Origin of the sequence: Brevibacterium sp. HMSC08F02 (assembly GCF_001807555.1) — a bacterium.
In the GTDB taxonomy this organism is placed as follows: domain Bacteria; phylum Actinomycetota; class Actinomycetes; order Actinomycetales; family Brevibacteriaceae; genus Brevibacterium; species Brevibacterium ravenspurgense.
This window is the reverse complement of the sequence record NZ_KV789361.1, coordinates 255,582-280,006: the sequence shown is the minus strand read 5'-3', so window position 1 is coordinate 280,006 and position 24,425 is coordinate 255,582. Positions and strand designations below refer to the sequence as shown.

General features: G+C 60.5%; 20 protein-coding genes and 1 pseudogene. 10 read left to right on the top strand and 11 right to left on the bottom strand.

The window, feature by feature from the left end; all coding sequences use genetic code 11:
• The first annotated feature begins 111 nt into the window (after positions 1-111).
• Complete coding sequence (locus HMPREF3172_RS07550) at positions 112-1,572, top strand: hypothetical protein (RefSeq protein WP_070516561.1); 1,461 nt, start codon at positions 112-114, stop codon at positions 1,570-1,572.
• An 88-nt stretch (positions 1,573-1,660) separates the two neighbouring features.
• Here HMPREF3172_RS07550 and sucB read toward each other — a convergent pair whose 3' ends face one another.
• From sucB to HMPREF3172_RS07535, 3 genes are all read right to left on the bottom strand, one after another.
• The gene (sucB, locus tag HMPREF3172_RS07545) at positions 1,661-3,568 is read right to left on the bottom strand and encodes a 2-oxoglutarate dehydrogenase, E2 component, dihydrolipoamide succinyltransferase (RefSeq protein WP_070516559.1); all 1,908 of its coding nucleotides are present in this window, start codon (positions 3,566-3,568) and stop codon (positions 1,661-1,663) included.
• 24 nt (positions 3,569-3,592) lie between these two features.
• Positions 3,593-4,981, bottom strand: a complete 1,389-nt coding sequence (gene lpdA / locus HMPREF3172_RS07540) for a dihydrolipoyl dehydrogenase (RefSeq protein WP_070428295.1) — start codon at positions 4,979-4,981, stop codon at positions 3,593-3,595.
• A gap of 130 nt (positions 4,982-5,111) precedes the next feature.
• Positions 5,112-6,605, bottom strand: coding sequence for a leucyl aminopeptidase (locus tag HMPREF3172_RS07535; RefSeq protein ID WP_070516556.1), 1,494 nt, complete (start codon positions 6,603-6,605; stop codon positions 5,112-5,114).
• 60 nt (positions 6,606-6,665) lie between these two features.
• Between HMPREF3172_RS07535 and HMPREF3172_RS07530 the strand changes: the two genes are divergently transcribed.
• A complete protein-coding gene (locus HMPREF3172_RS07530) occupies positions 6,666-7,730 on the top strand; it encodes a quinone-dependent dihydroorotate dehydrogenase (RefSeq protein WP_070516551.1) in 1,065 nt (354 codons plus the stop codon).
• A 43-nt stretch (positions 7,731-7,773) separates the two neighbouring features.
• On the opposite strand, the gene HMPREF3172_RS07525 is transcribed toward HMPREF3172_RS07530, so the two are convergent.
• Complete coding sequence (locus HMPREF3172_RS07525; RefSeq protein WP_062021502.1) at positions 7,774-8,337, bottom strand: DUF3043 domain-containing protein; 564 nt, start codon at positions 8,335-8,337, stop codon at positions 7,774-7,776.
• An 86-nt stretch (positions 8,338-8,423) separates the two neighbouring features.
• Here HMPREF3172_RS07525 and HMPREF3172_RS07520 point away from each other — a divergent pair, with 86 nt between their 5' ends.
• From HMPREF3172_RS07520 to HMPREF3172_RS10440, 7 genes and pseudogenes are all read left to right on the top strand, one after another.
• On the top strand, positions 8,424-9,815 hold the full coding sequence (locus tag HMPREF3172_RS07520; protein ID WP_062021501.1) for a dipeptidase: 1,392 nt from the start codon (positions 8,424-8,426) through the stop codon (positions 9,813-9,815).
• An 83-nt stretch (positions 9,816-9,898) separates the two neighbouring features.
• Positions 9,899-10,246, top strand: coding sequence for a HesB/IscA family protein (locus HMPREF3172_RS07515; RefSeq protein WP_019174957.1), 348 nt, complete (start codon positions 9,899-9,901; stop codon positions 10,244-10,246).
• A 13-nt stretch (positions 10,247-10,259) separates the two neighbouring features.
• Entirely contained in the window at positions 10,260-10,901 is a 642-nt protein-coding gene (gene aat, locus HMPREF3172_RS07510) for a leucyl/phenylalanyl-tRNA--protein transferase (RefSeq protein ID WP_256173299.1), read from the top strand.
• Positions 10,902-11,046: 145 nt separating this feature from the next.
• A complete protein-coding gene (coxB, locus tag HMPREF3172_RS07505; protein ID WP_062021498.1) occupies positions 11,047-11,940 on the top strand; it encodes an aa3-type cytochrome oxidase subunit II in 894 nt (297 codons plus the stop codon).
• On the top strand, positions 11,937-13,640 hold the full coding sequence (gene ctaD / locus HMPREF3172_RS07500) for an aa3-type cytochrome oxidase subunit I (protein WP_070516548.1): 1,704 nt from the start codon (positions 11,937-11,939) through the stop codon (positions 13,638-13,640). Before coxB ends, ctaD begins: the two co-directional genes overlap by 4 nt.
• Positions 13,637-14,038, top strand: a complete 402-nt coding sequence (locus HMPREF3172_RS07495) for a cytochrome c oxidase subunit 4 (protein ID WP_019174961.1) — start codon at positions 13,637-13,639, stop codon at positions 14,036-14,038. Before ctaD ends, HMPREF3172_RS07495 begins: the two co-directional genes overlap by 4 nt.
• Positions 14,039-14,629: 591 nt before the next feature.
• Positions 14,630-14,791 (top strand): annotated as a pseudogene (locus HMPREF3172_RS10440) (IS256 family transposase); the annotation flags it as partial.
• Positions 14,792-15,805: 1,014 nt separating this feature from the next.
• Here HMPREF3172_RS10440 and HMPREF3172_RS07485 read toward each other — a convergent pair.
• The 4 genes from HMPREF3172_RS07485 to HMPREF3172_RS07470 are packed head-to-tail and all read right to left on the bottom strand — an operon-like array spanning position 15,806 to position 19,962.
• On the bottom strand, positions 15,806-17,431 hold the full coding sequence (locus tag HMPREF3172_RS07485) for a cytochrome bc1 complex cytochrome b subunit (RefSeq protein WP_070516545.1): 1,626 nt from the start codon (positions 17,429-17,431) through the stop codon (positions 15,806-15,808).
• Entirely contained in the window at positions 17,431-18,486 is a 1,056-nt protein-coding gene (locus HMPREF3172_RS07480; protein WP_019174964.1) for a cytochrome bc1 complex Rieske iron-sulfur subunit, read from the bottom strand. The genes HMPREF3172_RS07485 and HMPREF3172_RS07480 overlap by 1 nt, the downstream gene beginning before the upstream one ends.
• A gap of 41 nt (positions 18,487-18,527) precedes the next feature.
• Positions 18,528-19,310 carry a cytochrome bc1 complex diheme cytochrome c subunit gene (locus HMPREF3172_RS07475; protein WP_070516543.1) on the bottom strand — a complete coding sequence of 261 codons (783 nt, stop codon included), beginning with the start codon at positions 19,308-19,310 and terminating at the stop codon, positions 18,528-18,530.
• 49 nt (positions 19,311-19,359) lie between these two features.
• Entirely contained in the window at positions 19,360-19,962 is a 603-nt protein-coding gene (locus tag HMPREF3172_RS07470; RefSeq protein ID WP_256173297.1) for an aa3-type cytochrome oxidase subunit III, read from the bottom strand.
• A 442-nt stretch (positions 19,963-20,404) separates the two neighbouring features.
• Here HMPREF3172_RS07470 and trpD point away from each other — a divergent pair, with 442 nt between their 5' ends.
• On the top strand, positions 20,405-21,487 hold the full coding sequence (gene trpD / locus HMPREF3172_RS07465; protein WP_070423417.1) for an anthranilate phosphoribosyltransferase: 1,083 nt from the start codon (positions 20,405-20,407) through the stop codon (positions 21,485-21,487).
• Here trpD and HMPREF3172_RS07460 read toward each other — a convergent pair.
• The 3 genes from HMPREF3172_RS07460 to HMPREF3172_RS07450 are packed head-to-tail and all read right to left on the bottom strand — an operon-like array spanning position 21,467 to position 24,379.
• Positions 21,467-23,179 carry a DEDD exonuclease domain-containing protein gene (locus HMPREF3172_RS07460; protein ID WP_070516541.1) on the bottom strand — a complete coding sequence of 571 codons (1,713 nt, stop codon included), beginning with the start codon at positions 23,177-23,179 and terminating at the stop codon, positions 21,467-21,469. The genes trpD and HMPREF3172_RS07460 overlap by 21 nt on opposite strands.
• A 35-nt stretch (positions 23,180-23,214) precedes the next feature.
• The gene (locus HMPREF3172_RS07455) at positions 23,215-23,619 is read right to left on the bottom strand and encodes a hypothetical protein (RefSeq protein ID WP_070516540.1); all 405 of its coding nucleotides are present in this window, start codon (positions 23,617-23,619) and stop codon (positions 23,215-23,217) included.
• The gene (locus tag HMPREF3172_RS07450) at positions 23,609-24,379 is read right to left on the bottom strand and encodes an alpha/beta hydrolase (RefSeq protein WP_070516538.1); all 771 of its coding nucleotides are present in this window, start codon (positions 24,377-24,379) and stop codon (positions 23,609-23,611) included. Before HMPREF3172_RS07450 ends, HMPREF3172_RS07455 begins: the two co-directional genes overlap by 11 nt.
• Between the last annotated feature and the right edge of the window lie 46 nt (positions 24,380-24,425).

Here is a 24,425-nt window from a genome sequence, read left to right as displayed (position 1 = left end):
GCCGACGAGGGCCCAAGCGGCAAAAGCACCGCAAAAGTTATCCACAGATTGCGGTTTGGGGGTTTCGGTCGGTCTTCCAACGTGGTCGAATTTCTGCCTAAGGAGGCTGATATGCAGGTGTGCGAATGGATCTACGATGCCGAGGTCCGCCCCGGACTGTGGCGCGTGTTCAACGCCCACGAGGTCAAATGGTTCGTGTGTGCAGCAGACACGGCCGCTGGTGCCGGGAGGCCGGTTTCGGTTCTGGGCCCTGACATGGAGCCGGTTGCGGGGCTGCTCATTCCCAGATGTCGAGGCGGCATGCTCGAGGACGCGCTTCTCGGTCTGGCACCTCTGGGAGCGGATGAACTCGTGTGTCTTGTGCGCGGCACGATTGAGGCCACAGGCGGGACCGATAGCTCGAACCCGATTTCGCGGGCAAGCCTGGCGCTTGCTGATGACGGTTCCGTCTGCGCATTGCCGGGCATCGAGGTTCCAGGGGAGGAATCAGAAGCTCGGGAGCTGGGCGAACTTCTGTACGCTGCCGCACAGGGCGTGACTTTCACTGAAACTGCTGTGCCTTTGAAGAATCGCGACAACAACCTGCCCACGGAACTTGTTGATCTCATTGACGCGCTGTTGCTGGACAGCGAAACAGGTGATCTTCCCAGAGGGGATCTTCTTGAGGCAGTGTGCAATTACCGAGGGGCAGAGCGGCTGCCCTTTTATCCGGGCGAACCTGGAGTTCCAGTCAATGATCCACCGACCGCTGGACTGCGCCCGGTCACAGCGGCTGTGAATAACGTCCAGGAACAGACGGGCCCGAAGACAGGCGCTGAGGAGAAAGCTGAACAGGGGATTGGCGACACCGCGATAGCAGCCCTCCGTGGGGACACAGAACGCGCGCGCAAGAATCGAGGATCGCAGGCACCTCGTCGTGGAGCCCGGAAACCGGAGCGGACAGCAAAGCGATCCGGTCCGAAAAGAAAAGAACCCACCGCGGCTGCCCCGGGTGGAAAGATCCGCAGAGGTGTGCGTGCCGGTGTTATCGGTGCTGCAGCGCTGGCGACAGTGACTGCCGGCATTGCGCTTATCATCGGTGGTGCGCAGCCGGACCAGACCGAACCGACAGCGGCGGTTGACCAGGGGAAGCATGGCGAAGAGCCGCGCAGCCCTAAAGCGGAGGATGAGCCCTCCGTGCCGGCAGAGCAAAGCGGCGAGCCGGAAGACACCTCGGATGCTGCTCCAGACAGCAGTGGGCCCTGTGAGGGCTTCAAAGACCTGACACAGGCGCGGGCAGCTGCGTTCGCCGGCGGCAAGCCAGCCGACCTCGCAGGCCTTACAGTGCCAGGATCAAACGCTGCGAAAGCCGATGCGGAATCAGAAGACAAACCCGCTCAGCCCATGAACGTCACGATGGACGTCACAGAGTGCGAAGTTGAGGACAGCACTACAGAGACCGCGACTGTCCGGGCTGTCGTCGCTGCCGAGATCGGCGGAGTGCCTGTTCCCGAAGCGCGGATCCGGGTGAGTTTGGAAAAGCACGAAGGCAAATGGAAGGTCAGCCGCACGGAGGAACTTCACGAAAACTGAGTCTTAAGCCGCCAGTCAGGTGCCCGCCAAGCAGAAGCGCCCGCGGATTTCTCCGCGGGCGCTTCCATTCAGGATCGATCAGGATCGATCAGAGGTCGAGATCGGCCTCGAACGAACCGTTCTCAAGGCGGTTCTTAATGGCCTTGAGGAAACGACCGGCGTCCGCACCGTCAACCAGTTCGTGGTTGTAGGTCAGCGGCAGGTACGCCATGTCGCGAATAGCAATTGCCTCGGTGCCGTCTTCGCTTGTGACAACCTGCGGGCGGCGCTTGATAGCACCGGTGCCCAGGATGCCGACCTCGGGGTGGTTGGTGATCGGCGTGGCGAACAGAGCACCGAACGAACCGATGTTCGTGATGGTGAACGTGCCGCCCGACAGCAGGTCAGGGCTGATCTTGCCATCGCGAGTCTTGGACGCGACGTCGTCGATTGCCTTGGCCAGGCCAGCGATCGAAAGGTCGCCGGCGTTCTTGACGACCGGAACCAGCAGACCGCGTTCGGTGTCGACCGCAATGCCGAGGTTCTCAGAGTCGGGGTAGGCGATCTCTCCAGCCTCGACATCGAACGTGGCGTTGACACGCGGGTACGCCTGCAGGGCTTCTGCTACGGCCTTGGCGAAGAACGGCAGGGACGTCAGCTTAACGCCGTGCTTCTGCTGGAATTCTTCCTTCTTGGCCTTGCGCAGAGCCGAAACAGCAGTCATGTCGACTTCGGTCACCTGGGTGAGCTGAGCGGAGTTCTGCAGCGATTCGCGCATGCGCTGTGCAATGGTGCGGCGAATGCGCGACGCCTTCTGCGTGGTTCCGCGCAGCTTCTTGGCTTCTTCCGAAACCTCGATGACGAACGGTTCGCGGCCAGCAGGAGCAGACGCAGCCGGGGCAGAGGCACTGGCAGTGCTCTGTGCGGCAAGGACATCCTGCTTGCGGATACGACCGCCGACTCCCGTTCCGCGCACGGTCGAAAGGTCAACGCCCTTTTCGCGTGCAAGCTTGCGCACCAGCGGCGTGACGTAGGGCGCCTGGCCGGAGGTCACGGTCTGTGCGGCCGAAGAAGCAGACTCGGCGGAGCGGCTGGGTGCGCTGCTCGATTCGCCTGCAGCCTGCTTGGCAGCAGCGGTCTGGGCTTCGTCATCCGATGCTGTCGACTCAGAGGCAGGTGCCTTCTTGGGCTCTTCCTTCGACAGGTCCTTTTCGGACTCGTCGATGGCTTCTTCTTCGACATCGGCTTCGTCAGCGTTGTCAGCTTCGTCAGCCGAGTCTTCAGCCTGGTCAGCATCGTCAGCGTTGTCAGCCGAGTCTTCAGCCTGGTCGGCATCGTCAGCGTCGTCCTGCTTGTCACCCGAAGCCGAAGCGTCGCCGTCGCCGATGCGCGCCAGGGGTGCGCCGACTTCAACGTCGTCGTCTTCTTCAGCAAGCAGTTCAAGTACGGTGCCTGCGACAGGGCTGGGGATTTCGGTGTCGACCTTGTCAGTCGACACTTCGAGAAGCGGTTCGTCGACCTCGACGGTGTCGCCGACTTCCTTCAGCCAGCGGGTGACGGTGCCCTCCGTCACCGATTCGCCGAGAGCCGGCATGGTGACTTCCTGCGATTCACCGGAACCGCCGGAGGGCTTGTCGTCCGACTTCGCAGCGGGAGCTTCGTCCTCTTCTTCGGCTGCGTCGTCTTCGGGCTCTTCGTCCGCCTCTGGCTCTTCGGCATCTGGTTCTTCGGCTTCTTCTTCGCCAGCGGAGTCGTCTTCAGCGGAGTCGCCGGAGCCTTCTCCGTCGCCGATGACAGCGAGGTCGCCGCCGACCTCGACGTCGTCGTCTTCTTCAGCCAGGATCTCCTGCAGAACGCCGGAGTACGGGCTGGGGATTTCGGTGTCGACCTTGTCAGTCGACACTTCGAGAAGCGGTTCGTCGACCTCGACGGTGTCGCCGACTTCCTTCAGCCAGCGGGTGACGGTGCCTTCCGTCACCGATTCGCCGAGAGCGGGCATCTTTACGGTGTTGGCCATTGTGTCAGTCTCCCTATGGCTCGATCAGCGGAAGTGCAGCGGCTTGCCGGCAAGCGCCAGCGCTGCTTCGCCGATGGCTTCGTTCTGGGTGGGGTGTCCGTGGATGAGCGATGCGACCTCTTCGGGGAAGGCCTCCCAGTTCACGATGAGCTGGGCTTCGCCGGCCTGTTCGGACAGGCGAGCGCCGAGTCCGTGAACGCCGACAATCGGGCCGTCCTTTTCGCGGATGATCTTGATGAATCCCTGCGTGTTGAGGATGGCGGACTTGGCGTTGCCGGCCAGCGGGAATTCGACCTTTTCGATCTTGTCTTCGCCGTACTTCTCAGCAGCCTTCTTTTCCGTGAGGCCGACGGAGAAGATCTCCGGGTCGCAGTAGGTGATGCGCGGAACGCCGGTTTCATCCAGGGGTGCCGGGTTCTTGCCCGCGATCTCTTCGGCAATGAAGATACCGTGCGCGAAGGAGCGGTGTGCAAGCTGCAGGCCGGGCACGATGTCGCCGGCGGCGTAGATGTTGCCGACACCGGTGTGCAGGCGATCGTTCGTGGTGACGAAACCGCGGTCGAGCTTCACTCCCTGCTCTTCGAAGCCGAAGCCTTCGGTCACGGGACCGCGGCCGACAGCCACGAGCAGAACCTCGGCTTCGAGTTCAGTGCCGTCTTCGAGGGACACCTTGACGCCGTCGGAGGTCTGCTCGACTTCCTTGAAGAACACGCCGAGCTTCTGCTTGATCTTGCGCTTCTTGAATGCGCGCTCGAGGCCCTTGGAAACGGATGCGTCTTCGTTGGCCACGAGGTTCGGCAGTCCTTCGACGATTGTGACGTCGGATCCGAAGGAGTTCCAAATGCTTGCGAACTCAACGCCGATGACGCCGCCGCCGAGCACGATTGCGGACTTGGGAACGCGGTCGAGGTTGAGAGCTTCGGTGCTGGTGAGCACGTTGCCGCCGATCTCGATGCCGAGTGTGCGGGAAGTCGAACCGGTGGCCAGGACAATGTTCTTGCCCGTCAGTTCGACATCGCCTTCGTCGGTGGAGACGGTGACGGTGTCCTTGCCGGTCAGCTTGCCTTCGCCGATGACGGTGTCGATGCCGGCCATTTTGATGAGGCCCTGCAAGCCCTTGTGGTTCTTGTCGGTGATGCCGCTCTTGAACTTCAGCACGTCTTCGACGTTGATGTTGTTGAGGGTGGCATCGATGCCGAACACGCTGGCTTCGCGTGTCGAGTCTGCGACTTCGGCAACGTGGAGGAGTGCCTTGGTGGGGACGCAGCCGCGGTGAAGGCAGGTGCCTCCGACCTTGTCGCGCTCAATGAGAGCGACCTTCATGTCAAGCTGCGTCGCGCGGAGTGCCGCGGCGTAGCCGGCTGTGCCACCGCCGAGAACGATGAGGTCGTAGTTGTTTTGCGAATCGCTCACGAAATGTGCTCCTAGCAAAATGGTCGGTTGAGGACCGCTGTGGCGGCTAGTCCTATCTTTTCACTTAATTCCGATAAAGTCCCGCCCCGGCTCGGCAGTGTGACCACTGTCAAACCGGGGGCGGGTGCGATCAGGCGAGGTTTTCGGCCACCTGGACGAGTGTGCGAACCGGAACGCCGGTGCCTTCGGCTGGGGTGTAGCCCCAAGGTGATTCCGAGTTGAACGACGGTCCGGCGATGTCGATGTGTGCCCAATCCTGTTCGTCTGCGACGAATTCCTGCAGGAAGACGCCGGCGCTGAGCATGCCTCCGGGGCGCTTGCCGGAGTTCTTGATGTCAGCGGTTTCCGAATCGAAGTAGCTCAGAAGCTCTTCCGGGAAGGGCATCGGCCACATGGCCTCGCCGGTCTTCTCGGAGGCGAGGACTACGGCGTTGCGGGCGTTCGTCCGGCCCATAACACCCGAGGTGCGGTTGCCCAGGGCGACGATCTGCGCGCCGGTGAGGGTCGCGATGTCGATGATGAGGTCCGGGTTCTCCTTGCCTGCTGCAACAAGGGCATCGGCCAGCACCAGACGGCCTTCTGCGTCGGTGTTGGTCACCTCGACGGTCTTGCCGCCGTAGATGGTGATGACGTCGCTGGGTCGCTGTGCGTCAGCACCGGGCATGTTTTCAGCCATGGCGAGCCAGGCGGTGACCTTGACCGGCAGATGCAGGCGGGCGATCGTGATGATGGCCTGAGCTGCGGCTGCGGCGCCGCCCATGTCAGACTTCATGTCCTCCATGCTTGCAGCGGGCTTCAGGGAAATGCCGCCGCTGTCGAAGGTGATTCCCTTGCCGACCAGGGCCAGGTGCTTCGAAGCACGGCGGGGTGCGTACTCGAGCTTCACCAGGCGGGGTCCGCGCTTTGAACCGCGGCCAACTCCGATGAGTCCGCCGAAGCCCTCGGCTTCGAGTTTCGCTGGATCCCAAACGGTTGCCTTGATCTTTTCGGCCTTCGCCTGCTTTACGACCTCAGCGGCGAACGTTTCCGGGTAAAGGTCAAGCGGCGGCTGGTTGACGAAGTCGCGTGCACCGCAGGTGCCGCGAGCGATGACGGCACCGCGCTCAACAGCCTTGAGGTTGGATTTCGCCGTGAGCACTTCAATGCCGGCAGCAAGGGTCTTCGCCTTGTCTTCGGAACGGTAGGCACCGTAGCGGTAGGCGCCGAGCACGGCACCGGTTGCGATCGCTTCGGCAGCCGCGGCGTCGGGGCTGGGGAGAGCCAACGCGACCGAACGGGCCTTCGTGATGCTGCGCAGAGCTGAACCGGCAGCGCGGCGCAGAGCATCGAGGGCTGCATCTGCCTTGGTCGGTTCAGTCAGGTCAGCCGGAGAGAATTCCCCAAGTCCGGCCAGGACGACAGAACCTGCCGCGAATCCAGCGGGTGCGGGCACCCGCGCCGTCGAGTCGAGTCGGCCGGACGCGTCGACGCTGACGGCGGCCTTCTCGAGGTCCTTGGCGAGAGCGGGCTTGAGGTCTTCTGCTAGAACGGTGCCCTCTGCGGTCAGCCCGACCACAAGCACATCGGCCTTGGCCTTGTGCGCGGCCGCGGCGCGTCCTGCTGCGGATGGAATCGACTGGGTCATGCGAAACCTTTCTTCTGCTTTCATTTGTTCCCGCGCGTGCCAGGCGGTAAAGATAGCTTTATGTACAAAGCCCTCTACCGCTCAGTTCTTGTCCGCTCTGACGCGGAGCTGGCGCACAGCGCGAGCTTCTCACTTCTTAACCTACTTGATTCTCTTCCCGGGGGCGGAGATCTCATCAGCTCCCTGTTCGGTGTGCGACCGAAACCGGCCACCGTCATGGGCTTGACGTTCCCCAATCGTCTGGGGCTGGCCGCCGGGTTCGACAAGAACGGCGTGGGCGTCCGGGCGATGTCCCGGCTGGGCTTCGGCCACATTGAGGTGGGCACCGTCACCGCTGAGGGCCAGCCCGGCAATCCGAAGAAGCGGCTGTTCCGCCTGGCCCAGTCGGAGGGGGTTCTCAACCGCATGGGCTTCAACAACGACGGTTCTGAGCAGGCGGAGCGCAATCTGCAGCGTGCGCGCCAGCAGATTGCTGAGCTTCCTGAAGATCGCCGTCCCATCATCGGGGTCAACATCGGCAAGACGAAAACTGTTCCCTTGGAGCAGGCGGCTGATGATTACCGGGTGTCGGCGTCGCGTCTTGCGAAGTACGCCGACTACCTCGTGATCAATGTCTCCTCACCCAACACGCCGGGATTGCGGGATCTGCAGACGGTCGAGGCGCTTCGCCCGATCCTCACTGCGGTTCTGGAAGAAACACGGGCAGTTGGCTCATCTGATGTGCGTTCGACGCTCGGTCATGTTCCAGTGCTGGTCAAGATCGCACCGGACCTTGCCGATGACGATGTTCTGGCTGTCTGCGATCTCGCATCGGAGGTCGGCTTAGATGGGATTATCTGCACCAACACTGTTCTGGACCGTTCGGTACTCACCGGTGCGGATCGCGAACTTGCCGAGGCGGAAGCAGGAGGGATCTCGGGAGCCCCGGCTGCCGTGCGGTCCTTTGAAGTTCTGCGTTTGGTCCGCTCGCGGGTTGCGGAGGACATGACCGTCATCTCTGTTGGGGGAGTGCAGTCGCGTGCTGACTACCTCGCCAGGATTGCGGCAGGTGCAGATCTGGTGCAGGTGTACACGGGCCTCATCTACGAAGGTCCGCGCCTTGCACAGAAGATCCTCGGCCGCTGAATGTCCGACTGCAGCTGCGGGTCAGCTGCAGCCGGCATGGTTGTCAGTTGGGATATTCGCGCCGGCCGACGAGTGCGCGGGGAGTGCGAAGCATTCGCAGCTGAATGCTCCGCATAATCGCATAGAAAGTATTGCCGCGCTGCAGGTTTTCGGCTCCGAACTTGTCCGACATCTTCTTCTTCAGGGTGAAGTGGATGATGAAGCCATCAAGCACGACGAGGCCCAGAAGCACATAGATGACGTATGTCGAATAGGCCTGCACCTGAACGTTTTGAATGAACAGGCTCACCAGCAGGATGACAAGCGCAATGGGGATGAGCAGCTCGCCGAAGGAGTAGCGGGCGTCGACATAGTCGCGGATGTAGCGGCGCTGGGGGCCGACGTCACGGGCGGGGAGATAGCGCTCATCGCCTTCCATCATCCGTTCCCGGATGTAGTTGCGCTCACGGCGCATTTCGGCGCGGGCCTCAGCCTTGGCTGTTTTGCGGTCTTCGGGTACGAGAGGGCGACGGCGAGCCTGCTCCTGCTGGCGACGGGACGGCGTGGGGCGGTTCTTCTTCGCCTCGGGGTCCCGGTGCTGCTCGTTGGATTCTGGCTTGTCCGACATGCCTGGTTTGTCTCCTGATAATGCTTTCCGCACGTGTATTGTGCGCGCTGCTTCCTGTGGCTGTACGGCGCTAATAGTATCGGAGCATGACCATTTCTGAATCTTCACAGCACGGAACTGCCCTGTCCAAGGCTCTGCACGAGCGGCTGGACGCCGTTTACTCGGAAGTCCTTGACAACCTCACCAAACTCGTCGCTGTGCCGTCGGTCGCATGGCCGAACGTCGATCCTCAGCACGTAGCTGATTCAGCGGCGCTCACAGCTGAGCTCGCCGAAGAAGTCGGCTTTGACAACGTTGAGATCCTGCGCGGTGCCAACCAGGACGGCAGCGAGGGGTATCCAGCGGTAGTGGCTCGCCGTGCGGCTCCGGAAGGGCAGCCCACGGTTCTGCTGTACGCGCATCACGACGTACAGCCCGCTGGCAGTCGCGATGACTGGGATACCGAACCGTTTGAGCTTACGGTGAAGGGTGACCGCGCCTACGGTCGTGGTTCGGCAGATGACAAAGCTGGCATCCTGGTTCACCTGACTGCGCTGCGATTGCTGGCGGACGAACTTGATGTCGGTGTGACTCTGTTCATTGAAGGTGAAGAAGAAGCCGGCTCTCCCAGCTTCCGAGACTTCATTGAGCGCTACCGGGACAAGCTGGCTGCTGATGTCATCATCGTTGCCGACTCCGGCAACTGGGCGGAGGGCAAACCCGCACTGACCACGAGCCTGCGCGGCATGGCGTCGCTCGAGTTCACCGTTACGACGATGAAGCACTCGGTTCACTCCGGCATGTACGGGGGAGTGGCGCCGGATGCACCGCTCGCCCTCATCCGCCTGCTGTCCAGCCTGCACAACGAGGACGGTTCGCCGGCGGTCGAGGGGCTCGTCGCCTCTGAAGAGGCCGCTGTTGAATACAGCGAGGAAGACCTGCGCCGCGATTCCGGTGTCCTGCCCGGGACAGACTTCATCGGGCGCGGCTCACTCGCCTCGCGTCTGTGGTCGCAGCCGGCACTTACCGTCATTGGGATGGACATGCCGAGCGTGGCTGATTCCTCGAACACTCTGCACGCTCGCGCCGGTGCGAAAGTGTCGATGCGTTTGGCGCCGGGGCAGGACCCAGAAGATGCCCTCGACAAGCTTCGCAAGCACCTCGAAGAACATGTGCCCTTCGGCGCGCAGATCGAGTTCGGCGCATCCGAGTTCGGCAGCCCCTGGCAGGCGGACGAATCTGACCTGGTTCTCGGCAAGGCACTCGAAGCGCTGACCGATGGCTTCGGGGAAGAAGCGGTGAAGATGGGCTTGGGCGGCTCCATCCCGTTCATTGCGGACCTGCTCGAGGTCTTCCCGAACGCCTCGATCCTCGTTACCGGCATTGAAGACCCCGACACTCGCGCCCACAGTGCCAACGAAAGTCTTTACCTGCCTGATTTCAAGCGGGCTATTGTGTCCGAGGCTCTTCTGCTCAAGCGGCTGGGCGAACGGGCCTGAACCGAGTTGTCGGCCGGGAATACTATGCTTGCCCCAGCCGTTTCCATACGTACCGTAGGCATTGCCGATGAATTGGAGTGAATATGACTGTTACAGAACAGGCGTCGCACGGAGTTGATCTTTCTTCAGCGGCAGCCGACAAAGTTCGCAGCCTCCTCGAGCAGGAAGGCCGCGACGACCTTCGCCTGCGTGTTGCTGTCCAGCCTGGAGGGTGCTCCGGCCTGATCTATCAGCTGTACTTTGACGAGCGCGTCCTCGACGGTGACGCAGTGCGCAATTTCGACGGCGTCGAGGTTATCGTCGACCGCATGAGCGTTCCCTACCTCGACGGATCCACCATCGACTTCTCGGACACCATCGAAAAGCAGGGCTTTACGATCGACAACCCCAATGCCGCTGGCTCGTGTGCCTGCGGGGATTCTTTCCACTGACGCACCCACGTCAATGGGAATGCAACCGGCCGATCTCGCAGCTGTTTCACCGCAGCTGGAGATCGGCCGAATTGTTTCTGCCTATCGTGCCGGACTGTTTCCGATGGAACTCGGCGATGCGGGCTCAGACGGCTGCGGGTGGTGGTCGCCCAAAACGCGCGGTGTGCTTCTGCCGGGCGAGCTCAAGGTCTCTAAGAGCCTTCGCAAGTCGATGCGGGGAATGCGCATTACGTGGAACGAGGCGTTCGACGACGTCCTGGTCGGGTGTGCCGACCGCTCGCGCCCGGGTGCGTGGATCACCGACGACATAAAAGCCGTGTACACGGAGTTGGCCAGAACAGGATGGATGAAATCCGTCGATGTGTGGGACCGCGATGGCGAACTCATCGGCGGGCTGTTCGGGCTTGACCTGGGAAGCATATTTGCGGGTGAGTCCATGTTCCACAGGGAAACCGATGCCTCCAAAGCGGCCCTCGTCGGACTCGTTCGCCACATGGAGGACAGATGTGAGGAAGGGCAGTGGCTCATCGATGCGCAGTGGTCCACGCCACACTTAGAATCGCTCGGCGTGTCGGAAATCCCTGAGCTCGAGTACGCAAAAGCCGTAGAAATGCGGCTTCGCGGTCTTCGCACACAGGATTTTCTCATGCAATGAGCAGGTGAGTATGAAATTTCACCCCCGTTAGCGGTAGGGTGGTTAAGACAAAGTCAGAGTTGGGTGACTTCCGTCGGTTGGGGTCGCACCTATGAGCGCCGTCCAACACGCAGGATTCATCCGTTAGGTATCCGAAAGGCTGCACGTGGATTCTCCGAATCAGTCAGCACGCAGGTCTCCGAAGGCCTGGGCGAAGAAGGTGGGCGTCGCAGGCGCCCTGGCTTCTTCTGCCCTCCTCGCCGGCTGCTCCAACGGTGCGCCGGAGCTGGGCTATCTGCCCGCCGCTTCGAAAGGCGCGACGTCCCACACAGACGCGTACACCGCACTGTGGACCGGAGGCTGGATTGCTGCTCTAGCCGTAGGCGCCATCACATGGGGTCTGATGCTCTTCTGCATCGTCGCGTACCGCCGTCGTAAGAACGATCGCGGACTGCCGGTGCAGCTGCAGTACAACATGCCCGTCGAGATCATGTACACGGTCATTCCGATCATCCTTGTTGTCGGCTTCTTCTTCCACAACATGGCGCTGTTCGACGAGACCACGAATGACAAGACGCCGGGCGAAGAGAAGATCGAGGTTGTCGGCAAGCAGTGGGCTTGGGACTTCAACTACACCTCGCAGGACGTCCACTACGCAGGTGTTCAGGTAAACCTGGACGGTACTGAAAAGCCCGGTGAAGAAGCACCGACGCTGTACCTGCCGGCGAACACGGATCTTGAGATCCAGCTCCGTTCGCGCGATGTCATTCATTCCTTCTGGGTCCCTGCGTTCCTCGAGAAGCGCGACATGACCCCCGGCCGTGTGGAAACACTCCACCTCAAGGCCCTCAAGGAAGGCGAATACCTCGGCAAGTGTGCTGAACTCTGCGGTGAGTTCCACTCCGAAATGCTTTTCAACGTCAAGGTTGTGTCCAAGGACGAATACCTGGCCTACACCAACGAGCTCCGTGAACAGGGCAACACCGGTGTACTCGGCGAAGAATTCGACCGCACACACTGGTACTCCAACCCATACCAGAAAGAAGGTGCTGACAAATGACGGCGGTAGCTGATCGCCCCGTCGACCTCGGTGCTGCACCGAAGGTTCCGGTGAGTAAGGGCAAGGTCATCGTCAACTGGCTGACCTCCACCGACCACAAGACCATCGGGTACATGTACCTGATCGCGTCGTTCCTCTTCTTCTGCATCGCCGGTGTTATGGCCGTGCTCATCCGTCTTGAGCTGTTTGCACCCGGTATGCAGATCATCGAAACGAAGGAACAGTACAACCAGCTGTTCACCATGCACGGCACGCTTATGCTGCTGATGTTCGCAACGCCGCTGTTTGCCGGTTTTGCCAACGTCATCATGCCGCTGCAGATCGGTGCTCCCGACGTCGCATTCCCGCGACTGAACGCATTTGCTTTCTGGGTGTTCCTCTTCGGTTCGCTCATCGCCTGCTCCGGGTTCCTGACTCCGCAGGGTGCAGCATCGTTCGGTTGGACGGCTTACGCTCCGCTGAGCAACACGACATTCACCCCCGGACTGGGCGGTCACCTGTGGACGCTCGGCATCGGTTTCCAGGGCTTCGGCACGATCCTCGGTTCCGTGAACTTCATTACGACCGTGATCACCATGCGCGCTCCGGGTATGACGATGTTCCGTCTGTCGGTGTTCTCCTGGAATGTTCTGATCACCGGTATTCTCGTTCTGATGGCGTTCCCGCCGCTGGCTGCCGCTCTGTTCGCTGTTGCTGCAGACCGTGTTCTGGGCGCGCACATCTTCAGCCCGGAAAACGGCGGACCGATTCTCTACCAGCACCTGTTCTGGTTCTTCGGTCACCCTGAGGTCTACGTCATCGCACTGCCGTTCTTCGGCATCGTGTCTGAGATCTTCCCGACCTTCAGCCGCAAGCCGATCTTCGGCTACAAGATGCTTGTCTACGCGACAATCGCGATTGCAGCCCTGTCGGTCACCGTTTGGGCTCACCACATGTACGTCACCGGTGCAGTCATGCTTCCGTTCTTCGCGTTCATGACGATGCTCATCGCGGTTCCGACAGGTGTGAAGATCTTCAACTGGATCTTTACGATGTTCCGCGGTTCGCTGACTTTCGAAACCCCGATGCTCTGGTCGATCGGCTTCCTCGTCAGCTTCGTCTTCGGTGGTCTCACCGGCGTCGTTCTGGCAAGCCCGATCATGGACCAGCAGGTGTCAGACACCTACTTCGTTGTGGCTCACTTCCACTACGTGATCTTCGGTACCGTCGTCTTCGCGATGTTCGCAGGTTTCTACTTCTGGTGGCCGAAGTTCACCGGCAAGATGCTCAACGAAACCCTCGGCAAGATCCACTTCTGGATTCTGTTCATCGGCTTCCACGGCACCTTCCTCATCCAGCACTGGCTTGGAGTTGAGGGCATGCCGCGTCGTTACCCTGACTACCTGCCGCAGGACAACTTCACCTGGCAGAACCAGCTTTCGACCGTCGGCACGATCATCCTTGCAGCTTCCATGATCCCCTGGTTCTGGAACGTATGGATCACCGCACGCAAGGCGCCTAAGGTCACTGTGAACGACCCGTGGGGCTACGGCGGTTCGCTCGAATGGGCAACCTCCTGCCCGCCCCCGCGTCACAACTTCACGTCGCTGCCCCGCATCCGTTCGGAACGCCCGGCATTCGACGCGAACCACCCAGAACTTCTGGAACTGGCTGGTCACCCCAGTGACGCATACTCGCTGCCCGAAAGGAGCACCAAGTGAGGATCTCGGGCCTGATTTTCAGTGCAGGAATCTTCTTCTTCATTCCTGTTGCGTTCGTCTACGGTTACCTGACGGACTTCAAGGAACTGGTCGGCTTTCCAGCTATCTTGCTTGTCGGTCTGATGTCGCTCATGATCGGTGCGTTCGTCTTCTTGGAGGACAAGAAGATGGGCAAGCACCCGCAGGACATCGAATCTGCCGAGATCAGCGATGAATCCTACGAGTACGGCTTCTACAGCCCGTGGAGCTGGTGGCCTTTGGCCCTGGCTGCAGGCATCGGCATCTGCTTCCTCGGGGTTGCAGTCGGCTGGTGGATCATGCCCTTCGGTGGCGTGCTGTGCCTGGTATCGCTGATCGGACTCGTATACGAGTACGATCGCGGCAACCACGCGCACTGATCAACTCTGACTGAAGCGCTCCCGTGCATTGTGCACGGGGGCGCTTTGTTGTGCTTCTTAATTCCCACGTGTGGTCTTTGTGATTGCGCAGCTTCACTGTTGTCAGACGATCCCTCAGCGCAGTGAGCACACCAACAGCCTCGGAAACAACGTCGCGAACATAAAGGCCGCCTCGAGTCTTCGAGACTGTCACTGCTGCTCGTGTCACCTCTAAGATGCCTTCACGTCTGTCTGAATTCAGGACAGCGTTCGCTTCAGCCGCTGAGAACTTGCCCCCTGATATTTTGGGCATCCATTCACGTCCCCTTTCTGGCGACCTGACACCCTTTAGCCGGATTCTTCGCCTTAGCAACAACTTCTAATGGGAGTTTCTGTTGCTGAACGGTGTCTCGATGCGGCTAAAGCGTGGATTTGCTGCTGACGGGTGGGCCGCGGTATTTGCAGCCATGCAACAACCGCGCTGGGAAGAAACGGTTGCGTCCCTTAGTGTGGTGTAACGCTTTCTGATGGTGGGCCCTGGGAAATATAGGGGCGGCCACCGTCAGTATCCTTTCGACTCAACTACCACATCTCACCGAAAGGCACGTAACGATGACCGCTGCTCCGCATTCTATCGACCCTGCAACCTATCTGGACGATCTGCTGGCACAGGCTTCGCCGGATCTGATGCGTCAGATGCTGCAAGGGTTTATCAACCAGATCCTCTCCGCCCAGGCTGATACCGTCTGCGGGGCCGAGTACGGCGTCGCTTCTGCCGCCGAGAATTTGCCCGCTGATATCTTGCGTATCCATTCACGTCCCCTTTCTGGCGACCTGACACCCTTTAGCCGGATTCTTCGCCTTAGCAACAACTTCTAATGGGAGTTTCTGTTGCTGAACGGAGTCTCGATGCGGCTAAAGCGTGGATTTGCTGCTAACGGGTGGGGCGCGGAATATAGGCAGCCATGCAACAACCGCGCTGGGAAGAAACAAACCACAGGTCTCAGTAGGTTCTACAGATTAGGGCACATATTGAGGCAGAAACGCACGGAGCCGCCTCATCTGTGCCCCGATCTGCACATGCTTCGGTTTGAACATGAAAGGCCCTCTAGCGGGGAACGATGACGCGATACATCAGCCGCCGCATACTCAAACTGCCTGCGCACCGAGTGAACGATGTCCCGGGACTTCACAGAACGGCTCTACGTGCAAGAGCATGGTCGTTACAGTCCTAGGAAAGGGCTGATGTCCGAAGAACCATAACGTCAGACCTTTGTAAGGCAGGATCATGCTGTCAGAAGTGTAGAGCTGGTGTCCTCCGTCTGTTCGACCCCTCAGCAAGTCTGCGCAAGTCGCGAACGTGCAGACTTCAGTGAGTTGGGGAGAGCGATGCAAGCACGACCAACGGAAATGCGGACTGCCGTGCGTAAGAACAGCCGGGACGGCATTGAAAACGGTTTATCAGCTGTAGGTGTAAGACTTAGCAGCTCTGAAAGGTCGAAGTCCGTGACGCGGGGTTGAGCGCAATCAGTTCTTAGGCGGGCGACTCTGGCAGATGGAAGCAACTCAGCTGGATGAACCTGTAGCGATCTGATTTTGACGATAACAACTGTCGTAAGAACGACACTTGAATCCAAGTGACCCGCAACAGTCGATAGTGCGGCCAACACCTCGGCGACAGGAGTGTGTTATCGCCGATCGCCCCGGCCCGGAGAGCGCATTCTAAGGCCGGCAGGCAAAGCAGAAGCCCCGCAGCCTCAATGGCTGCGGGGCTTCAGCTGCCTATTGTCAGTTCAGCTTTTTGCTGTCAGCTGCTTCGACCTCTTCGTGGTCGTGGTGTGCAGCGTCAAGCTCTGCCTTCGTGACAGGGGCAACGCGGTCTTCATAGAAGAATCGTGCAACACGTGCGCGGCGCTTCTCCGCCTTGGTAATGACTCCGTCTTCGTTGGGCTGCGCGGGGATGTAGCCCGGAGCTTCGAAGGCGGTCAGTTTCCACAGCTTGTCTTCTGACAGTGGCTTGTGGCGCTCCTGGAACTCACCGTGGGGCAGACGGATGATTTCACCCGACTCGAAACCGTGCAGTGCGATCTCACGGTCCTTGCGCTGAAGGGCCAGGCAGATGCGCTTAGTCACGATGTAGCCGACGATCGGTCCAAGGAAGAACAGTGCTCGGAAGATGTAGATCATGTCGTTAAGCGACATGTGGAAGAACACTGCGATGAGGTCACCCGAAGCTGCTGCCCACAGGTTGATGTACCAAATGGCTGCCGCCACACCGAACGCGGTGCGCGTGGGGTTGTTGCGCGGACGTTCCAGAACGTGGTGTTCGCGGGTGTCCTTGGTCAGCCACTGCTCGAAGAACGGCCAGACGATCATCCCGACGAACAGAACTCCGGTGGCAAGAAGCGCGGTGTTGATGTTAACGGAGATCGGGTAGCCGAAGACGTAGAATTCCATCCAACCTGGCATGATTCGGAGGAATCCATCGAGCCAGCCGATGTACCAGTCAGGCTGGGTACCAGCCGAAACGGGGGAGGGGTCGTACGGTCCGTAGTTCCAGATCGCGTTAATCGTAAACACACCGGAGATCAGGGCCAGCAGGCCGAAGATCATGAAGAAGAAGCCGCCGCCCTTAGCCGCGAACGTGGGCAGAACGGGTTCGCCGACAACGTTGCGGTTGGTGTGACCGGCTCCGGGCCACTGTGTGTGCTTGTGAATCACGACGAACATCAGGTGGGCACCGATCAATGCAATGAGCAGTGCTGGCACGACCATGATGTGCATCGAGTACAGGCGGGACACAATGTCTTCGCCAGGGAATTCCCCGCCGAACAGGAAGAACGAAATGTACGTTCCCACCAGCGGAATGGACTTCAGCAGACCGTCGATGATTCGCAGACCGTTACCCGACAGGAGGTCGTCCGGCAGCGAGTAGCCGGTGAAGCCGGCTGCCATGCCCATGGCGATGAGGCCGACACCGATGATCCAGTTGATCTCACGGGGCTTGCGGTAAGCGCCGGTGAAGAACACGCGCATCGCGTGGATCGAAAGAGCGGCCATGAACAGAAGAGCTGCCCAGTGGTGCATCTGACGGATGAACAGACCGCCGCGAACCTCAAACGAAATGTAGAGGGTCGATGCGTATGCCTCAGAGATCTGTACACCCTTGAGCGGGACAAACGGACCTTCGTAGATCACGTGACCCATGGTGGGGCGGAACCACAGCGTCAGGAAGGTTCCCGTAAGAACCAGAATGATGAAGCTGTAGAGTGCAACCTCGCCGAGCATGAACGACCAGTGGCTCGGGAAGATCTTCCGGCCGAACTCCTTGACGGCCTTGGAAGCGCCGGTGCGGGATTCAACCCAGCGGCCACCGGCAATCATTGCTTTGTTGTCAGTGAGTGTGTTGCTCATCAGGCGTCAGTCTCCCTCGTGTTGATCTCCCAGAAGGTCGGACCAACGGGCTCGTGGAAGTCGCTCTGGGCGACCAGGTAGCCTTCGCTGTCGACTTCGATCGGCAGCTGCGGAAGCGGACGCTTAGCAGGGCCGAAGATGACCTTGCAGTGCTGAGTCACGTCGAAGGTTGACTGGTGGCACGGGCACAGCAGGTGGTGCGTCTGGTGTTCGTACAGAGCGACAGGGCATCCAACGTGGGTGCAGATCTTGGAGTATGCGACAACTCCGTCAACGCCCCAGTCTTCCTTGCCGGGCTCAGTGTTGAGTTCGTCCGGACTGATGCGCATAAGCAGAACAGCAGCCTTGGCCTTTTCGTTCAGCGGCTCTTCCGACTTGTGCATGCCTTCGGGCACCACGTGGTAAGCCGAGCCGATCGTGACGTCAGCGAGCTTGATCGCGCGCTCTTCGCCTTCACCGGGAACACCGCCCGGGTCGAGCACCAGACGGACGCCCTTCTTCCACAGGGTGGTGAAGAGTTTGTCGCCCGGCAGCGGACCGAGGTCGCGCAGGACGAGGACGGCAGGCAGGGGAGCGATTGCAACGGCCGCGATGAGCATGTTGCGCAGAAGCGGACGGCGGGCAATACCCGACTCTTCCTTTGCCTGGTTGAGGATTTCCAGAGCAATAGCCTGGTCTTCTTCGGAACCGGCAATCGAGTGGCGATCTTCAACGACTTCGGCGTCGGGCAGAAGCGTGCGTGCCCAGTGGACAATGCCGATGCCGAGGCCGAACAGCGCAGCAGCCGAGCCGAGACCCAGCATGAGGGTCTGGAGGCGCAGGCCTGCGTGGGTGGGTTCCTCTCCCTTGGGTCCGAACAGGAAGAAGGAGACGATGAACCAGATGGTTCCGATCATCGACAGCAGGAACCACAGAGCGACCTGGCGCTCCGCTGCCTTTTCAGCCAGCGGCTCAGCGTCGGTGATCCTGGGGTTGTGCTGCGGCAGGCCGGGGTTCTCAAACCCGTTCACCGGCTCAAGCTGGCCGGTGGTGCCAGTGTTGTGACTCGAGGTCATGTGCATCCTCGTCTAGTACTCGAAACGGATAAGGGCTTGGCTTACTTCGACCGGGCGGTGAGCCACACGGTGATGCCGACGACTGCGGACAGTCCGAAGAACCAGATGAAGAGACCTTCAGCAACCGGGCCGAGGGCTCCGAGCTTGAAGCCTCCCGGGGAGGGCTTCTTGGTGTCTTCGATGTAGGCGATGATGTCGCGCTTGTCTTCGGGGGTGAGGTTTGCGTCGTTGAAGATCGGCATGTTCTGCGGGCCGGTCTGCATTGCCTCGTAGAGGTGGCGCTCGGAAACTTCGCTGAGGTTCGGAGCGTACTTGCCTCGGGTGAGAGCACCACCGGCGCCGACCACGTTGTGGCACATGGCGCAGTTCGTGCGGAACAGGCCGCCGCCTGCTGCAGCGTCGCCCTTGGAGGCGTCGAGGTATTCAGCATCGGGAATTGCCGGGCCAGGACCAAGCGAGGCGACGTATGCAGCCATGTCGTCGATTTCGTCCTGGTCGAACTGCGCGGCCTTCACGGGAGCCTGGGGGCCGTGCATCTGGAGCGGCATGCGGCCTGTGCCAACCTGGAAGTCGACCGCTGATGCGCCCACGCCGATGAGGCTGGGTCCGTTTTCGGTGCCTTCGGCGTTCATGCCGTGGCAGGTTGCACAGTTCGTGACGAACAGCTTCTGACCGGCGTCGATCTGGTCAGCGGAGTATTCGTCTGCGTTGGCATCGCTTCCGCCGGTGAACAGCGCGTATGCCCCGCCGGTGAACAGCAGTCCGACCAGCAGGAGAACAACGAGCGCCATGGGGTGCCGGCGGCGTTCTGCAAGAAACTTCACGAGTCTTGTCCTTTACTAAATTTTCGCTGCGGGTGTGCGGGTCGTCCGCTTACTGGAGCAGATAGATGATTGCGAACAGCGCAACCCAAACGATGTCGACGAAGTGCCAGTAGTAGGAAACACAAACTGCAAACGTCGATTCGCGGTGGCCGAAGCGCTTAGCCCCGTAGGCGCGTCCGATGACGAACAGGAACGCGATGAGTCCGCCGATGACGTGCAGACCGTGGAATCCGGTCGTCATGTAGAAGACGGAGCCGTAGGCGTTCGAGTTGATTGCTACGCCTTCGGAGACGAGCGTTGCGTACTCCATGACCTGACCGCCGACGAAGATCGAGCCGAGGACGAACGAGAGGAAGTACCACTCGATCATGCCCCACTGGCCGATGGCGAAGAGGCCCTTGCCCTCCGGGCGGCGAGGCTTGAAGTGCTCAGCGTGGTGAACGCCGATCTGGCAGGTCACGGAAGACAGGACCAGGATCGAGGTGTTCACGAGCGCGAAGGGCACTTCGAGCTTGGGCGTTTCCGCTGCCCACATGTCGGGAACCACGGAGCGGATCGTGAAGTACATGGCGAAGAGCGCGGCGAAGAACATCAGCTCGCTCGCAAGCCACACGATGAACCCGATGGTTGTCGTGTTCGGCCTGCTGATCACGGGATGAACCGGCGCTGTTTGAGATGAAGCTGCAGTTGACACACCACGATTATTACCCAGTCCGCAGGTGAATTTCATCTTTCACTCAGGATTCACTCATTAATTGAGATTTCAATACCCATCTTTCGGCGAGTTGGCGCGGTTTGTGAAGATTTACTCGATGTGACGCCCTGCCTCGCCTGCGTGTCGCACTACTGTGGTGCGTATCACTATCAATTGGTTCTGTTTATGTTTGGCGATAGTTTCACCCGTTTCGTTCAGCAGCCACGACCAAGTGCCTGTTTTATGAGGTATGGGAGTCGTGGCATGGAGAGCTCAGAATCCTTGGCTTTTCATCATCTGATTGCGTGCGTGCCAGGCCGGGAACATGCCGTACCTTTCACGCCGATAGACTGACCGCGTTTGTCCCGCCGTACAGATTGCCCAGCAGAAAGGCACAGTTATGACCGTTCCCTTCACCGCGAACGAAAGCAGCGTCATGAAGGACGTGCGTAACTGGTCGGACCTCATTGTGGGACTCATGGATCACCGGCACATGGACCGAGGCACCGCGGCGTGGGCCATGGACCAGATCATGTCCGGTGACGTCCCCGACGTCACGATGGCCGCGTTCCTGGTAGCCCACCACGGCAAGGGCGAAACCGTCGAAGAGATCACGGGTCTTGTGTCGGCGATGATGGAGCACGCCGTTTCCATCGAAGGTCTCGACGGCTATGTCGACATCGTCGGCACCGGCGGCGACCGGGCCAAGACGGTGAACATCTCATCGACAGCTTCGTTCGTCATCGCCGGAACCGGGGTGCCGGTGGCAAAGCACGGAAACCGGGCTACCTCCTCGGCCTCGGGGTCGGCTGATGTTTTTGAACACCTTGGGCTGGCCCTGGACCTGACCCCGGAGGAGACTGCAGCGGTTGCCCAGAAAGTCGGCATGGCGTTCTTGTTTGCGAACGTCTACCACCCGTCTATGCGCTTCATCGCCCCTGTGCGCAAGCAGATTGCAGTGCCCAGTGCGTTCAACATCCTCGGCCCGCTCGCCAATCCGGCCGGCACGCGTTCGACCGCCATCGGCGTGTCGGATCCTGCTATGGCGCCGCTTATTGCGGGTGTGCTTGCTGAACGCGGCGATTCCGCTTTGGTCTTCCGTTCGCAGGACGGTCTTGACGAACTGTCCAACACTGCAGTCAATGACGTGTGGGAAGTGCGCGGCGGACAGATTGAGCACTCGGTATTCGATGCGACGTCACTGGGCATTGCACGTGTGACAAAGGATGACCTGCGCGGCGGCGATCCCGCATACAACGCCTCCGTTATCCGCCGCACCCTGGACGGGGAGACCGGGCCTGTGCGAGACGCTGTGCTGCTCAATGCCGCGGCGGCGCTCGTGGCCGCTTCTGATGACGCCGAGGCGCCGCTTGCCGACCGCTTGTCGGCTCAGTTCCAGCGTGCTCAGGAAACGCTTGATGCCGGAAAGGCCGCGGCGAAGCTCGACCAGCTGGTTGAAGAGTCAGCCGCCGCGTCCGCTTGAGCCCAGCTGCGCTGAGGCATAGCTGAAACCTGTTCGCGGCAAAAGCAGAGGTGCCGTCGAGCTGATGAGTACGGTTCCCACAGCGTACATCCACCCTGACAGAAGCGTGTGCTCTTCCAGCAGCGTGTGCTGATCAGGTTCAACGTGGGCGGCTGTCGCTTCGATCGCCTGTGCCGCGCTGAGCACGCCAGAGGTTTTTGCAGCAGTTTCTGATGCGGCCAGCCGTCCCCAGCGGATGAGCGCCAGTTCCCAGCTTCCGTCAGGTTGCGGGCGCGCTGCGGTTATCTGCTCGGTGTCCTTAAGCAGGTCTGCTGCTTCTGCCCGTGCTTGGACGCGCAGCATGTGCACTGCCGCATCCAGTGTTTCCCCGGCAGTTTCAAAGCGCTGATTCTGGGACAGCTGCCGCAGCCTTCCATGCAGCTGTTGGCTGAAATCGGACGTGTTACCCGCTGCGAACTGCTCAAGCCCGCTTATGGCGTCCTGGTACGCCTGTTCGTCCGTTACACCAGAGCATGGGCCGCCGCACGCGTCGACCTGGCTGGCTGCGCACGGCCTGAACTTTTCGGACCGGGGGTTCTGAGTGCAGGTTTTCAGGGGATACAGCTGCTCCAACACCTGCTTGGCCTGGAGTGCGCTCTTGTGCGACGAAAAAGGGCCGGCGACCAGTAGATTTCGGGGTGGTCGAGAGCGTACTGCTGACAGCCGGGGAAACGCCTCGTCGGTGAACTTCAGCCACGTTTGGCGTTCTGGTCTCTTCGATCGCCGGTTGTAGGGAGGGGCGAGTTCGCCGATGAGCCGCACTTCGCGCACCGCGGCCTCGATTTCTGTTGCGCAGGGGATTGTGGTGACTTCCTGTGCGGCTGTCACCATTTCCGTCATGCGCCCTCGAGTTTCTCCGGCAGTGAAGTACGAGCGGACACGCGAGCGCATGTCGCGTGATTTTCCGATGTAGAGAACACGGCGCGCCCCGTCGAGGAACATGTAGACGCCGGGAGCTGAGGGAACATTTTCTGCCAAGTGCAGTTTCGTGCGCCTGCGGCCAAGCCCTTTGGGTTTGATCGACAGCAGTTCTTCGAGCGTTGTGACACCGTAGCCGCCCAGACGGTCGAAGAGGTGGTGGAGGAGCTCCGTCGTTGCTCGAGCATCTGCGAGTGCCCTGTGTTCGGGGTCAGTCGCTGTGCCAAAGTGCTGTGCGAGTGTGCCGAGCTTGTGATTGCGCACTTCCGTTTTGGGAAGCAGCCGCCTGGCGAGTGTGAGGGTGTCGACTACGGGAAAGCCAGGCCACGGGTAGTCGTGTTCTTCGCAGGCTCGCCTGAGAATGCCGATGTCGAACGGCGCATTGTGGGCAACTAAGACCGTGCCTCGTGCGAATTCCAAAAACGACGGCAGCACCGCCCTCATTTCCGGTGCTGTGACCACCATGGAATTGCTGATGCCGGTCAGTCGCTGCACAAACGGCGATATGGCCTGGCCAGCTGGATTGACGAGGGTCTGGAATTCTCCGTCGATTCTTCCGCCGCGAACACGGACGGCGCCGATCTCTGTGACGTTGCCGCCGCCGCGGTCTGCTCCGGTGGTTTCGAAATCGAGCACCGTGAACGTGACGTCGCTTAGATCAGTGCCGATGTCGGCGATGCTCAGCTGGCCGGAACGTGCGGGCTCCGGGAGATCGAAACCGGGAAATTCCTTCATCCCGGAATCGTCTCACCTGGCACTGACACGGAGATTCACACCTGCGCGCCGTCGTCATAGCGGTCGGTGCGGGACTGGGGGAGGAACAGTATCAATGCAACCGCACCCCCTGCAGCACACACGATGAAGAACGCGGTCACAAGTCCCGGTGCCGAGCGAAAGAACAGCGCGGTCAGAACCAGCCCGATGATCCCGAGCAGAAATGCGGCTGTGGATACGACGAGCCCTGGTCGTGCACTGCGAATGCCGATCTTCGGCGCTGGGGGAGCCGTCCAGCCATCCTGTTCTGCTAGGTAGTCGGCAGTTTCTGAAGCAGACACCTCGGAATTGACCGCGTCGAAATCGCTGTAGCCGGACATGATCGAGTCCCATTGCTCATCGGTGACCTTCTCATCCTGGTTCAGCCGATCCCACTCGGGTCCGTCTTCGTCACGCGCCACGGGATTCCTCCTGCAGCTGACGGACGACGGCGGTCAGCTCTTCTTCGATCTTGCCTGCGTCATAGTCGAGGGTTGCAACGTGATTGCTCATGGGCAGCGGAACGGTTCTCATCGGTCCGCGCACACCTTGGCGCACACAGTTCCACGAACGCGGTTCCACCACATCGTCGGTCCCGGATAGGAAATAGGTGATCGGTGCGTGCACCCGCCACAGTTCGGAGCGCACGACCCCGACACCTCGGTACAGTTCACCGACGCTTGGCAGAGGCACCTGCGGGTACGCCTGTTCGTCCTGTCCGGGCTTGTTGATTGCGTTCTCAATCCCCGACACCCGTTTGATGAATATGGACAAAGCACCGGCAAAAGGCGCGAAGGGGCTGTCGACATAGACGGCCGGATTGATGAGACCGACGTGTGCAATGTCTGAGCGTTTGGCCGCAGTGTGCAGACTGAGGGCCCCGCCCATTGACAATCCGATGATGACGATTTCACGGCACTCGGTGCGCAGTTCGTCAGCGGCCTGGTCGACCGCTTCACTCCACTGCTGCCACGTGCTGGCAGCCATGTCCTTCAGATTCGTGCCGTGTCCGGGCAGCAGCGGAACAGAGGTCGGCGCGCCGGTGCTGGCGTGGAGAGCCTGTGCAAGTGGTCGCATCGTGGCGGGAGAGCCGGTGAAGCCGTGAACGGCGAGAATCCCTACGTCACCTGAGCCGTTCAGGCGGAGGGGCTGCGTCAAGTCTGCTGCGTGCTGGGCGGTCATGTTTCCAGGATGCCACAGCAGAGGGTCGCAAAGGACCTATACTCGG